This window comes from Lysobacter sp. HA18 (assembly GCF_054057595.1).
Genome location: NZ_JBSRZL010000001.1, coordinates 412,501 through 425,380, shown reverse-complemented (window position 1 = coordinate 425,380; position 12,880 = coordinate 412,501). Strand labels below are relative to the sequence as shown.

The 12,880-nt window shown below is 65.0% G+C and carries 9 protein-coding genes and 2 rRNA genes (1 of these 11 cut by a window edge); 4 read left to right on the top strand and 7 right to left on the bottom strand.

Annotated features, from left to right (window positions below; genetic code table 11):
- Nucleotides 1-148 precede the first annotated feature (148 nt).
- Nucleotides 149-841, top strand: coding sequence for a rhomboid family intramembrane serine protease (locus tag ACVWWW_RS02035; protein ID WP_027084096.1), 693 nt, complete (start codon nucleotides 149-151; stop codon nucleotides 839-841).
- Nucleotides 842-927: 86 nt separating this feature from the next.
- Nucleotides 928-1,248 carry a DUF1820 family protein gene (locus tag ACVWWW_RS02030; RefSeq protein WP_027084097.1) on the top strand — a complete coding sequence of 107 codons (321 nt, stop codon included), beginning with the start codon at nucleotides 928-930 and terminating at the stop codon, nucleotides 1,246-1,248.
- Between the two features lie 3 nt (nucleotides 1,249-1,251).
- On the opposite strand, the gene ACVWWW_RS02025 is transcribed toward ACVWWW_RS02030, so the two are convergent.
- The 3 genes from ACVWWW_RS02025 to gpmI form a co-directional block, all read right to left on the bottom strand.
- Nucleotides 1,252-2,658, bottom strand: coding sequence for a S41 family peptidase (locus ACVWWW_RS02025; RefSeq protein WP_081672334.1), 1,407 nt, complete (start codon nucleotides 2,656-2,658; stop codon nucleotides 1,252-1,254).
- Between the two features lie 100 nt (nucleotides 2,659-2,758).
- Nucleotides 2,759-4,015, bottom strand: a complete 1,257-nt coding sequence (locus ACVWWW_RS02020) for a peptidoglycan DD-metalloendopeptidase family protein (protein WP_027084098.1) — start codon at nucleotides 4,013-4,015, stop codon at nucleotides 2,759-2,761.
- Nucleotides 4,016-4,018: 3 nt separating this feature from the next.
- Nucleotides 4,019-5,554 carry a 2,3-bisphosphoglycerate-independent phosphoglycerate mutase gene (gene gpmI, locus ACVWWW_RS02015; RefSeq protein WP_027084099.1) on the bottom strand — a complete coding sequence of 512 codons (1,536 nt, stop codon included), beginning with the start codon at nucleotides 5,552-5,554 and terminating at the stop codon, nucleotides 4,019-4,021.
- A gap of 143 nt (nucleotides 5,555-5,697) precedes the next feature.
- Here gpmI and ACVWWW_RS02010 point away from each other — a divergent pair, with 143 nt between their 5' ends.
- On the top strand, nucleotides 5,698-6,372 hold the full coding sequence (locus ACVWWW_RS02010) for a hypothetical protein (protein WP_027084100.1): 675 nt from the start codon (nucleotides 5,698-5,700) through the stop codon (nucleotides 6,370-6,372).
- A gap of 678 nt (nucleotides 6,373-7,050) precedes the next feature.
- Here the strand turns inward: ACVWWW_RS02010 and ACVWWW_RS02005 are convergent.
- Nucleotides 7,051-8,466 (bottom strand): M16 family metallopeptidase, encoded by a 1,416-nt coding sequence (locus ACVWWW_RS02005; protein WP_027084102.1) that lies wholly within the window; start codon nucleotides 8,464-8,466, stop codon nucleotides 7,051-7,053.
- A gap of 10 nt (nucleotides 8,467-8,476) precedes the next feature.
- Nucleotides 8,477-9,862, bottom strand: coding sequence for a M16 family metallopeptidase (locus ACVWWW_RS02000; RefSeq protein ID WP_036143314.1), 1,386 nt, complete (start codon nucleotides 9,860-9,862; stop codon nucleotides 8,477-8,479).
- A gap of 125 nt (nucleotides 9,863-9,987) precedes the next feature.
- Between ACVWWW_RS02000 and ACVWWW_RS01995 the strand changes: the two genes are divergently transcribed.
- Nucleotides 9,988-10,383 (top strand): MAPEG family protein, encoded by a 396-nt coding sequence (locus tag ACVWWW_RS01995; RefSeq protein WP_196804435.1) that lies wholly within the window; start codon nucleotides 9,988-9,990, stop codon nucleotides 10,381-10,383.
- Nucleotides 10,384-10,661: 278 nt separating this feature from the next.
- Here ACVWWW_RS01995 and rrf read toward each other — a convergent pair.
- A 5S ribosomal RNA gene (gene rrf, locus ACVWWW_RS01990) occupies nucleotides 10,662-10,777 on the bottom strand.
- 157 nt (nucleotides 10,778-10,934) lie between these two features.
- Nucleotides 10,935-12,880, bottom strand: a 23S ribosomal RNA gene (locus ACVWWW_RS01985); it runs 919 nt beyond the window's last position.

The following is a 12,880-nucleotide window of genomic DNA, read 5'->3' as shown; positions in this document are numbered from 1 at the left end:
TCTGTGGCTGGCCCGTTTGACGGCGACCATGCGGGACCGAATATAGCCTTTAACCCTCACCTAACAATAGGCCATCGGGCGGGGAGCTGGGCGTCGCCCGGGCCGTGCCGCATGATGCCCGGGCCCGACCGGAGCGCCCCGCCAAGCCGTGTTCGTCGCCATCCCCCCTCGCGAGAAGCCGCCGCTGCCCTGGGCCATGCCCACGCTGTTCCTGCTGCTGTGGGGCAGCTTCGTCGCCACGATCCTGCTGCCGGAGGCCGAGCGCCAGCAGCTGGTGATGCAGTGGGGGGCGCTATCGGGCGACCTCCGTTCCTGGCCCGAACTCAAGGCGGCGGTGTCGGACGGCCATCTGGCGCGCTTGGTCACCGCCCTGTTCCTGCACGCCGACTGGGCGCATCTGGTCGGCAACCTGTTGTTTCTGCTGATCTTCGGCGTGCCGGCCGAACGGGCGATGGGACCGTGGCGGTTCCTGACCCTGTTCCTCGTCGGCGGCGCGGTGGCCAATCTGGCGACGGTGCTCGCGATCGGCACGCCCGATCGGCTCATCATCGGCGCAAGTGGCGCAGTTTCGGCGCTGATCGGCGCTTATCTCGCCCTGTTCCCGACCGCCCGGCTGGGCCTGGTCGTCCCGCTGGGCCTGTTCCTGCAGTTCGTGCGCATGCCGGCCGCGGTACTGATCGGGCTCTGGGCCGGCCTGCAGCTGGTCTACACCTTCGTCGGGCCGGCCTTCGGGGCGGTGGCGTGGTCGGCGCATCTGGCGGGCTTCGCGTTCGGCGGAGCGTTCGCGCTCGTCTCGGCCAAGGCGATCAAGCGCCGGATGAAGCGCGAACCGCGGCTCTGACGCCAGCGTCGCCATTGCGGCGCATCCTATTGAACCGCGGCGATTGCCCACCCCACTTCGCTGCGACCCCGCAGAACGAACCCGACATGTCCAAGCCGCTCTACAAGGTGACCTTCCTCAACGCCGGCAAGGTGTACGAGCTGTACGCCCGCAACGTCGCCAGCGGCGCGATCTGGGGTTTCACCGAGGTCGGCGAGCTGGTGTTCGACGTCAACGAAGGCGTGGTCGTCGATCCCACCGAGGAACGCCTGCGCGACGAATTCGGCAACACCCGCGTGCTGCACCTGCCCATGCATTCGATCGTGCGCATCGAGGAAGTCGAGCGCAAAGCGCAGTCCGCCATTCGCGACGCCACCACCGGCGAGCGCGTGGTGACGCCGTTCCCGATGCCGGGCAAGCCGCGCTGACGATTACTTCGTCTTCGGCGCCGGCTTTGCAGCAGGTTTCGTCGGCGCCGGCGCGACCGGCACGCCGGCCATGCGCTTGAGTTCGTTCAACGCCTGCTGGATGTAGCCCTCGCCTTCGAGCACGTCGCCGGCGTCCTCGTTGTCATCGGCATCGCCGCGCAGATGTCCCGGCAGGCTCGCTTCCGACAACAGCAGGCGCGCGTCGTCGGGCGAACGCGTCGCGGTGTACGCAACGTCCGGCACGATGCCCAGCGCCTGGATCGACTTGCCGCTCGGCGTGAAGTAACGCGCGGTGGTGAGCTTCACCGAGTCGCCGTTGTCGAGCGGAAGCACCGTCTGCACCGAGCCCTTGCCGAACGTGCGGCTGCCGACGATGCGCGCGCGGCCGTTGTCCTTCAGCGCACCGGCGAGCACTTCCGACGCACTCGCCGAACCGCCGTCGACCAGCACCACCAGCGGCGCACCGTCGAGGCGATCGCCCGGCGTCGCCGAGAACTGCGCATCGCTGATCGAGATGCGACCGCGCGTGCTGACGATGCCGCCCTTGTCGAGCAGGTCGTCGGCGATCTGCACCGCGCTGGTCAGCAGGCCGCCCGGATTGCTGCGAAGGTCCATGACCAGGCCGCGCAACTTGCCGTTCGCCTTGAGCTTGTCGAGCGCCTTCTCGAAATCGGCCGCGGTGTCGGCCTGGAACGCGGCGACGCGCACGTAGCCGAAGCCCGGCTCGAGCATGCGTCCACGCACCGACGCGACGTGGATGGTGTCGCGCACGACGGTGATCTGCATCGGCTTGGTCGCGCCCTTGCGCACGATGGTGAGCACGACCTTGCTGCCCGCGGCGCCACGTAGCGGCGCCGACGTGTCCCCTTGGTCGGGGCCGAACGGCTTGCCGTCCATCGCGACGATGATGTCGCCCGACTTCAAGCCGGCCTTCGCTGCCGGCGTGTCGTCGATCGCCGACACCACCTTGAGCGTGCCGTCCTTCTGGCGCTGCAGTTCGACGCCGATGCCTTCGTACGCGCCGCGTGCGTTCTCGTCGAAATCCTCGGCGTCGCTCTTGTCGAAGTAGGTGCTGTGCGGATCGAGGTCGAGCAGCAGGCCGTGGATCGCGGCCTTCATCAGTTTGTCGTCGGTGACCGGCTCGACATAGGCCTGCTTGACCGCGTTGTAGACGGTGACGAATCGACGGATCTCGTCGAGCGGCACCTTGCTCGCGTCGTCGTCGGCCTTCGCATCGGCGGCGACCGCAGCCTTCGCGGCCGGCGCTGCGGGCTTGCTCGCGGGTGCCTTCGGGTCCGCGGCGGGCGCGGGCGTGGCCGGCGTTTCCTTTGGCGGCGTAGCGGGCGCGGGCGCCTGTTGCGCGGCCACGGGCAGCGCGGCGAGGAGAGCTAGGGCAAGCAGGCGGCGCATGGCGACTCCGGAACGGGGGCGACGGTGGGACCGTCGAGGAAGCGTCGAGTTCAGCACGTTAACCAGCCGCTCGGAAAGCGGCGTCGAGACGGGGTTCGACTCAGCGACGCAGCCAGGTGCCGGGATCGACCGGCTGGCCATTGCGGCGCAGCTCGAAATACAGCGATGGCCGACCCTGCCCGCCCGAGGTGCCGACGGTCGCGATGTTGTCGCCGCGATGCACGGACGCACCCGTCTGCCGGAGCAGCGAGTCGTTGTGCGCGTACAGGCTCATGTAGCCGTTGCCGTGGTCGATGATCAGCAGCTGGCCGTAGCCGGTCATCCATTCGGAATAGACGACGGTGCCGTCGGCAACCGCATGCACGGCGGTGCCTGCACTGGCGGCGATGAGCAGGCCGTCGCTGCGTCGACCGTCCGGCATCGTGCCGCCGTAACCGGCGAGCAATGCGCCCGACAACGGCCAACCGAGTCCACCGACCTGCGGTGCCGGCGCGCTCGCCACCTGCACCGGCGCACGCGCGGGACGTTTTGGCGGCGGCGGAAGCCCCTTCGCCTGCGCGGCTTTCGCGGCGGCGGCATCGGCGGCTGCGGCTTCGCGTGCACGTTGCTCGGCGATGCGCCTCTGTTCGGCGCGCGCTTTCGCCGCGGCGACGCGCAGCTTCTGCAGCAGCGACTCCAGCGCCTTCGCATCGCGACCGAGCGCCTGCTCACGCGCGGCGCGATCCTTGTACTTGGCGTCGAGTTGCGCGACCAGCGCAGCGCGTTGCTGGCGATCCTGCTCGAGCTTCTTCAGCTCATCGGCCTGCGCCTGCTGCGCGGCGGTAAGTTCGCCCGTGCGTTGCGCGATCTCCGCTTCAACCCGATCGAGCCCGGCGAGTTGCACAGTGAGTTCGCGGATGCGCTTGGCGCGCGCCTTCTCGAGATACGCGTGATACGTGAGCAGGCGCTGCGCGTCCTCGACGCGATCGCGCGCGAGCAAGGATTTGAGTGGCCCCGCAGGGCCCTGTCGATCCGCCGCACGCAGCAGCGTCGCCAGTTCCTCGCGCGCACCGCCGAGGGTCGCGCGCAGTTGCGCCTGTTGCACGCGCAGCTGCGCGAGGCGCGACTTCTCGCTTTCGATGCGCGACTGCGTGGTCTCGAGCCGCACGCCGGTGCGGCCAACCTGTTCGTCGGCCTGGCGCAGTTGCTGGCTTGCGCTGCCGCGCTGCGTCTCCAGCTGGCGTCGCTCCTTGGCGACGCCCTGCAACTCGCGCTTGATCGCCTGCAGTTTTTTCTCGGTGCCGCGCGTGTCCTGCGCCGCGCCGGCCATCATGGGCGACGCCAGCATCAGCGTGAGCAACGCGACACGCAGGCGCATCCGTCAGCCCTGCAGCAGGCTCGTGCCGGTCATTTCGGCCGGTACGCCCACGCCGAGCAGATCGAGGATGGTCGGCGCGACGTCGCGCAGCGCGCCGCCGGTGCGCAGAGTCGCCGCACGCGGGCCGCAGTAGACGAACGGCACCGGGCCGACGGTGTGTGCGGTATGCGGCTGGCCGGTGGCGACGTCGCGCATCATTTCCAGGTTGCCGTGATCGGCGGTGATCAGCAGCGCGCCGTGCACGTCGGCAACCGCTTGGCGGATCGCACCGAGTGCGATGTCCACCGCTTCGGCAGCCTTGATCGCCGCGCTGATGATACCGGTGTGGCCGACCATGTCGGGGTTCGCGATGTTGCAGATCGCGACATCGATGTCGCCGGACCGGATCGCGGCGCACAGCCTGTCGGTGACTTCCGGGCAGCTCATTTCCGGTTGCAGGTCGTACGTCGCCACCTGCGGGCTCGGCACGAGGATGCGCGTCTCGCCCGGATATTCGTCTTCGCGTCCACCGCTGAAGAAGAAGGTGACGTGTGCGTATTTTTCGGTCTCGGCGATGCGCAGCTGCTTTAGGCCGCGATCGGCCAATACTTCGCCCAGCGTGTTGCGAAGATCGTCCGGACCGAACGCGACCGGTGCGGGAAGCTTGGCGTCGTATTCGGTGAGGCAGACGAAACGCGACAGCCGCGGACGTCGCGCGTCGAAACCATCGAACGTCGGCAGCACGAACGCGGCGGTGAGCTGGCGTGCGCGGTCGGCGCGGAAGTTCATGAAGACGATCGCATCGCCGTCGTGCATGCCGGTGTAGCCGTCGAGCACCGTCGGCGCGACGAACTCGTCGTTCTCGCCACGCTCGTATGCAGCGGCAAGTGCGGCCTGCGCATCGGTCGCGCCATGTGCGGCGCGTGCATCGACCATCGCATCCCATGCGCGCTGCACGCGATCCCAGCGCTTGTCGCGATCCATTGCGAAGTAACGGCCGCCGACGGTCGCGATGCGTGCATTACCGAGCTTGTCGCAGACCTCCTGCAGCGCGCGCAGGCTCGGCTCGGCGGACTGCGGCGGCGTGTCGCGGCCGTCGAGGAAGGCATGCACGGCGACTTTGCCGACGCCGAGGCGATGCGCCATCTCCAGCATCGCGAAGATGTGCTGTTCGTGGCTGTGCACGCCGCCGGGCGAGAGCAGGCCCATCACGTGCAGCGTCGCGTTGGCGGCTTTCGCGGCCTCGCAGGCGGCGCGCAGCTCGGCGTTGTCGAAGAACGTGCCGTCCTCGATCGCCGCATCGATGCGGGTCAGGTCCTGATAGACGATGCGGCCCGCGCCGAGGTTCATGTGGCCGACCTCGGAATTGCCCATCTGGCCTTCCGGCAGCCCGACATGGCGGCCTTCGGTGTGGATCAGCGTGTTCCGGCAGTCGCGCACCAGCGCATCCCAGTTCGGCAGCGAGGCCTGCGCGAGCGCGTTGTCGGCGGGATCGTCGCGATGGCCCCAGCCATCGAGGATCAGGAGGACAACGGGTTTCACGGCGGGGGCGTTCGACACGGCGCGGACCTGTGACTTCGGGCAGGTGCCCGGCGGGAGCGGAAGCGCGATTGTACCGGCGCATGATCAACGCCCTGCCGCGGCGCGCTTAAACCTTCGCGCCGCTCGCGGCATCCCAGACGTACAGACCACGAGGAAACGCCATGCGCACCCGCCTGATGATCCTGCCGCTCGCCCTCGGCCTCGCGCTGTCGGCCTCCGCCGCAGCTGCAGACCGCACCAGCATCGACAAGGTCAACGGAAGCATCCACGCCGAGGCCGGCCGCGCCTACGGAAGCCTCGAGACCGTCAACGGCGGCATCGAGATCGACGCCAACGTCCAGACCGGTTCGGCGGAGACGGTGAACGGCGGCATCCGTGTCGGCGATGGCGCGCAGGTGGGCGAGCTCACCACGGTGAATGGCGGCATCCATGTCGGCACGCGCCTGCGCATCACCGGCGACGTGACGACGGTGAACGGCGGCATCTTCGTCGACAACGGCAGCACGATCTCCGGCGGCATCGAAACGGTGAACGGCGCGATCGGGCTGGTCGGCACGGATGTATCGCACGGCATCCGCACGGTGACGGGCGACATCACGGTGGGCGTCGGCAGCCACGTGCACGGCGGGATCACGATCGAGAAGCAGCGGATGCAGGTGATCAGCTTCCACAAGCGCGACCCGCGCATCGTGATCGGGCCGAATGCGCAGGTGGACGGCGCACTGGTGTTCGAGCGTCCGGTGACGTTGTTCGTGCATGACAGCGCGAAGATCGGGGCGGTGACGGGGGCGACGGTGCAGAGGTTCAGTGGGGCTGTGCCGCCGGCTGCGCCGTAAGGGTTGGGTTGTTTTCGTCGGACGGGGCCGCCTTTGGGCGGCTTCGTTGTTTATGGTCCGGCTGGTAGGCGCTGTTTGGCGTGTGTGGCTGTTGTGGTTGCTCGTTGCTCGTTGCGAGTTGCGAGTTGCGAGTTGCGAGTTGCGAGTTGAGCGAAGCAAAAGGCGTTTCGTGCGCTGACGCGCCCGAGTTACTTTTCTTTGCTGGTGCAAAGAAAAGGTAACCAAAAGAAAGCACCTTCCCCGACGGATCTACAGCTCGCGACCTGCGGACTTCTTGCGATCCGCACACTCGCCATCCTGGCTCGGGTGCGGACGGCGCACGTCCATGTGCGCCGCCCTTCGGGTCTTACTACCCCAAGTCGCTGTTTGTAGGTGTTGAATTTGGATCGCGATGGATACGATGCCTGCACCGACGTCGGGTTCGCAGCGTCACGCTAGCCATGACTGTAGCTGGCGCGACCGCGAGGTAGTCGTGGGCGACTGGCGAAACGATCGTGTGATGTTCAGTCGATGCAGCGGCTTGCGTGACACTGGTTAGGCGTTACAGGTCGGGCGACGTGCCTCGAACATTCGCGTCGCTCGGAAGACGGCCAATGGCGGCAGGCAGGTGGTTTCGCTCTCATGTGTGCATAAAAGAAAAAGCCGCCTTTCGGCGGCTTTTCTCAATTGCGATGTCGCTTACTTGGTGCGAACTTCGAAGCTGCCGTACGGCTTGAGCTGTTCGTCGACGGCCTTGGGATCGCCGACCACGACGATCGACTGGTCCTTCGGGTCGAAGTACTTGCGGCTCATGGCTTGCACCTGGGCGGCGTCGACGGCGCGGATCTTGGGGACGTATTCGCCGAGGAATTCGGCGGGCAGTCCGACGAGCCAGTTGGTCGCAAGCGTGCCGGCGACGGCGGCCTGCATCTGGTTGCTCAGCAGGTAACCGCCGGCGACGTAGCGCTTGGTGTCTTCCAGTTCCTGCGCGGGCACGGGTTCGTCGCCCATGCGCTTGAACTCGGCCATGAACTCCTTGATCGATGCGCCGGTGACTTCGTTGCGCACATCCGCCGACGCGCTGATGCGGCCGCCTTCGCGCAGTGCGCTGGAACCACCGCGCGCGCCGTAGGTGTAGCCCTTGTCCTCGCGCAGGTTCTGCATGAGGCGCGAGCTGAAACCGCCGCCGAGCACTGTGCCGGCCAGTTGCAGCGGCACGTAGTCGGGATCGGTCGCTGCGATCCCCGGACGGCCGAGGCGAATCGCGGACTGCACGCTTCCGTCGCGCTGCACGAGCACGTACTTCGGCCGTGCCGTATGCGGCGCGGGCGGCGTATCGGCGAGTGCCGTGCCGCTCGCGGCCCAGTCGCCGAATGCGGCATTCACCGCGCGCATCGCTTCGTCGCGATTGACCGGCCCGGTGACGACCAGCAACGCGCGGTCGGGACGGAAGCGCTGCACATACGCGTCGCGAAGCAGTTGCGGCGTCACCGACATGATCGATGCTTCGGTCGGCTGCGTATGCGCGTACGGGTGATCGCCGTACACCGCTTCGGCGAGCGCGCGTTCGGCCTTGAAGCCCGGCTGCGCTTCGGCGGCCTTGAGGTTCTGCAGCGCATTGGCCTGCGCGAGCTTCACTTCGTTGTCGGGGAACGTCGGCGTGCGCGCGACTTCGCCGAGCAGCGCGAGCATCTCGTTGGCATGCGATGCGAGCGAGTTCGCCGACACCATCACGCCGTCGTTGTTCGCGCCCGCGCCGACACCACCGCCGAGACTCTGCGCGAGTTCGGCGATGGCCTTGGAGTCGTGCTTCGTCGTGCCTTCGTTGAGCAGGCCGGCCAGCGTGTTCGCGAAACCGGGATGCTGCGCGTCGTCCGCCGCGAGACCGGCCCCACGAATCGCGAGCACCGCATCCACGCGCGGAATGCCCATGCGCGGCACGATCCACACTTCGAGACCGTTCGACAACGTGGTCTTCTGGATTGCGGGCACCGGCAATGGACGGTCGGGCGCGTACTTCGGCAGGTCGGCCGGGATTACGGCCTTCGGCCCGGCGACGGCAGCGCCGGCAATTGCCAGCGATACGGCGGCGGCGAGCAGGGAAATCGTCTTCATCGTCGTCTCCTTACTTGCCGGCGGCCGGTGCGACCGGCGCGGCCTTCGCCATCGCGGTCGGAACGCGGTCGATGACGGTGCGGTTGGTGCGCGCGAGATAGGTCTTCGCCACGCGCTTCAGGTCGGCGCTGGTCACGCCCTCGATCCACGTCGGGATCTTGTTGACCACGTTCGCGTCGCCCCACAGCGTCTGCAACTTGGCGACCGTGTCGGCGCGGTTGAGGAACGACTCGAGGCCGTTGTACCAGTCGGCCAGCATCTTGGTCTTGACGCGCTTGAGTTCCGCGTCGCTGACGCCGTCCTTCGCGACCTTCGCGATCTCCTCGTCCATCGCCGCGAGCACGGCGTCGGCCGTCGTATTCGGCTTGTACAACGCGAATGCGGTGAACAGCGTCGGGCCGTCGTATTCCCACGGGCTGGTGAGGCCATACAGCGACTCGACGTTGATGGCGAGCTGCCGTCCCTTGACCAAGCCCTGATAGAAACGCGATGCGTCGCCACCGGCGAGCACGTCACCGAGGACCGCCATCGCCGCCTGATCCTTGCTGCCGCGCTCGGGCATCTTCCACGCTGCCGCGATCGCCGGCACCTGCGCGAGTGCATCGGTCTGCTGGATGCGCTTTTCCGCGGTGTTCAGGCCTTCCTTGACGTCGGGACGCTTCGGCGTCGTGCGCGCCGGAATCGCACCGAAATACTTCTGCGCGAGCGCGAACGCCTGCTGCGGCGTGACGTCACCGGAGATGCCGAGCACCGCGTTGTTCGGACCGTAGAAATCGCGATGAAAACTCGCGACGTCCGCAAGGCTCGCGCCTTCCAGATCCTTGAAGCTGCCGTAGCCGTCGTGGTTGTTTTCCCACTTGTTGAAGGCCTGCTGCCCGATGTCGATCCACATGAAACCGCCGTACGGCTGGTTTTTCACGTTGACGCGGATCTCTTCCTTCACCACGTCCTGCTGATTCTTCAGCGTGACCGGATTGAAGTCGAGCGTCTTCATGCGATCGGCTTCGAGCCACAGGATCGGCTCAAGCGCGGACGCCGGCGCCATCTCGATGTAGTTGGTGAAGTCCGGACGCGTCGAACCGTTGTTACGGCCGCCGCCACCGGTGATCACCTTGTCGAACACGCCTTCCTTCGCATTCGGCGTACCTTCGAACATCAGGTGCTCGAACAGGTGCGCGAAACCGGTGCGGTTCCTCGGCTCCAAGCGCATGCCGACGTGGTAGACCATCGACACGCCGATGGTCGGCGAGCTGTGGTCTTCGGACACGACCACGGTCAGGCCGTTGTCGAGCTTCTTGACCGACACCGGCACCTGCCAGCGGTCGGGCGTCGCGGCATGCGCGGACGCGGTGATGAGCAGCCCGCCGAGCAGCGCGGGCAATAGACGACGTCGCATCGGAATTCCCCTTCCGGTTGGAAGCGGCCAGCCTAACGGCAAATGCGGCGAATTCCGGCCGCCGGAAGTCATGGCCGTCGCGATACGCGCTCGGTTAGTCTCGCCGGACTCTCAGGGGAACCGACATGCCGATCTCGATCGCCTACTGGTGCGTGCTGATCGCCGCCGCACTGCCGTACGTCTGGACGGTCATCGCCAAATCGAAGGGCGAGCGCTACGACAACCGCGAACCGCGCGCCTGGCTCGCGCGCCAGACCGATCCGCGAATCCAACGCGCGAACGCAGCGCAGATGAATGCGTTCGAGGCGTTCCCGGCGTTTGCTGCGGGTGTGATCGTGGCGCATCTGTCGGGAGTGCCGGAGGAGCGGATTTCGCTGCTCGCGATCGTGTTTGTCCTCGCCCGCGTGCTGCATGGCGCGTTGTACGTCGCAGGTTTCCCGCGCGCGCGCAGCCTGAGCTGGCTCGTTGGCGTCGTATGCGTGTTTGCGCTACTGATGCAGGCGGCATTAGCAGCGGCGTAGTTGGCGTAACGCCGCGCATTGGAGCGTTGTCGCCGCTTTCCTGCTCTACGCGCTCGATGCTCTATGACAGTCGGCGAGCATTGCCCGAGCCCGAAGATCGCGCGGCGTACGAACGGACGTACGCGCACTCTCTGTTAGCGGCTCACCTGCATTACCTAGCCCTGACACTCGACATTACTTCTGCCCAACTAGCCGCGGACATTTAGCCGCAAACATTTCCGCCCGCGCAAAGACAAACCCCCGCCTGTTTTCACAGGCGGGGGTTTGCGGGATAAAGACCCTGGCGATGACCTACTCTCGCATGGGCAAATGCCACACTACCATCGGCGCGGGTGCGTTTCACTTCCGAGTTCGGGATGGGATCGGGTGGTTCCACACCGCTATGGTCACCAGGGAGAGGGTGGAGGGTCGCCTTTCGGCGCCACGCTCTCGACGGTTACCGGACAGACCTTGCGGTCTGAGCGGAATAAGTTGGATGTAGCGAGCAGTGAATGTCGTGACGTGTCACGAGGGTAAGGTGCTTTGGTTAACCCAAAGCGTCTTGAGGTTATATGGTCAAGCCGCACGGATCATTAGTACAGGTTAGCTCAACGCATTGCTGCGCTTACACACCCTGCCTATCAACGTCGTAGTCTTCAACGTTCCTTTAGGGGAGTCAAGCTCCCGGGAGATCTCATCTTGAGGCGCGCTTCCCGCTTAGATGCTTTCAGCGGTTATCGCTTCCGAACATAGCTACCCGGCAGTGCCACTGGCGTGACAACCGGAACACCAGAGGTTCGTCCACTCCGGTCCTCTCGTACTAGGAGCAGCCCCTCTCAAATCTCCAACGCCCACGACAGATAGGGACCGAACTGTCTCACGACGTTCTGAACCCAGCTCGCGTACCACTTTAAATGGCGAACAGCCATACCCTTGGGACCGACTACAGCCCCAGGATGTGATGAGCCGACATCGAGGTGCCAAACACCGCCGTCGATATGAACTCTTGGGCGGTATCAGCCTGTTATCCCCGGAGTACCTTTTATCCGTTGAGCGATGGCCCTTCCATACAGAACCACCGGATCACTAAGACCTACTTTCGTACCTGCTTGATCCGTCGATCTTGCAGTCAAGCACGCTTATGCCTTTGCACACAGTGCGCGATGTCCGACCGCGCTGAGCGTACCTTCGTGCTCCTCCGTTACTCTTTGGGAGGAGACCGCCCCAGTCAAACTACCCACCATACACGGTCCCCGCGCCGGATAACGGCGCCAGGTTAGAACGTCAAGCACATCAGGGTGGTATTTCAAGGATGGCTCCACCGAAGCTAGCGCCTCGGTTTCATAGCCTCCCACCTATCCTACACAGACGAACTCAACGTTCAGTGTAAAGCTATAGTAAAGGTTCACGGGGTCTTTCCGTCTTGCCGCGGGAACGCTGCATCTTCACAGCGATTTCAATTTCACTGAGTCTCGGGTGGAGACAGCGCCGCTGTCGTTACGCCATTCGTGCAGGTCGGAACTTACCCGACAAGGAATTTCGCTACCTTAGGACCGTTATAGTTACGGCCGCCGTTTACTGGGGCTTCGATCAAGAGCTTCGCCTTGCGGCTAACCCCATCACTTAACCTTCCAGCACCGGGCAGGCGTCACACCCTATACGTCCACTTTCGTGTTTGCAGAGTGCTGTGTTTTTGATAAACAGTCGCAGCGGCCTGGTCACTGCGGCCCTTCTCAGCTATTAACCAAAAAGGGCGCACCTTCTCCCGAAGTTACGGTGCTATTTTGCCTAGTTCCTTCACCCGAGTTCTCTCAAGCGCCTTAGAATTCTCATCCTGCCCACCTGTGTCGGTTTACGGTACGGTCTGCGTAAGCTGAAGCTTAGGAGCTTTTCCTGGAAGCGTGATATCGGCAGCTTCGCCCTAATGGGCTCGTCCTTAGTCTCAACGTTGCTCCCCCGGATTTGCCAAAGGGAACCGCCTCAACTCTCTCACCCGGACAACCAACGCCGGGCCTGCCTAACCTTCTCCGTCCCTCCATCGCACTTACGCGAGGTGCTGGAATATTAACCAGCTTCCCATCGACTACGCTTTTCAGCCTCGCCTTAGGGGCCGACTCACCCTGCGCCGATTGACGTTGCGCAAGGAAACCTTGGGCTTTCGGCGTGCGGGGTTTTCACCCGCATTATCGTTACTCATGTCAGCATTCGCACTTCCGATACCTCCAGCAACCTTCTCAAGTCACCTTCAACGGCTTACGGAACGCTCCTCTACCGCGCATACAGAAGTATGCACCCCAAGCTTCGGTTCATCGCTTAGCCCCGTTAAATCTTCCGCGCAGACCGACTCGACCAGTGAGCTATTACGCTTTCTTTAAAGGGTGGCTGCTTCTAAGCCAACCTCCTGGCTGTCTGTGCCTTTCCACATCGTTTTCCACTTAGCGATGAATTTGGGACCTTAGCTGTGGGTCTGGGTTGTTTCCCTTTTCACGACGGACGTTAGCACCCGCCGTGTGTCTCC

Excerpts from the sequence above, each read along its gene's own strand:
- ACVWWW_RS02030 (WP_027084097.1), top strand. The coding sequence starts at position 928 with ATGTCCAAGCCGCTCTACAAGGTGACCTTCCTCAACGCCGGCAAGGTG.
- ACVWWW_RS02025 (WP_081672334.1), bottom strand. The coding sequence starts at position 2,658 with ATGCGCCGCCTGCTTGCCCTAGCTCTCCTCGCCGCGCTGCCCGTGGCC.
- ACVWWW_RS02020 (WP_027084098.1), bottom strand. The coding sequence starts at position 4,015 with ATGCGCCTGCGTGTCGCGTTGCTCACGCTGATGCTGGCGTCGCCCATG.
- ACVWWW_RS02010 (WP_027084100.1), top strand. The coding sequence starts at position 5,698 with ATGCGCACCCGCCTGATGATCCTGCCGCTCGCCCTCGGCCTCGCGCTG.
- ACVWWW_RS02005 (WP_027084102.1), bottom strand. The coding sequence starts at position 8,466 with ATGAAGACGATTTCCCTGCTCGCCGCCGCCGTATCGCTGGCAATTGCC.
- ACVWWW_RS02000 (WP_036143314.1), bottom strand. The coding sequence starts at position 9,862 with ATGCGACGTCGTCTATTGCCCGCGCTGCTCGGCGGGCTGCTCATCACC.
- ACVWWW_RS01995 (WP_196804435.1), top strand. The coding sequence starts at position 9,988 with ATGCCGATCTCGATCGCCTACTGGTGCGTGCTGATCGCCGCCGCACTG.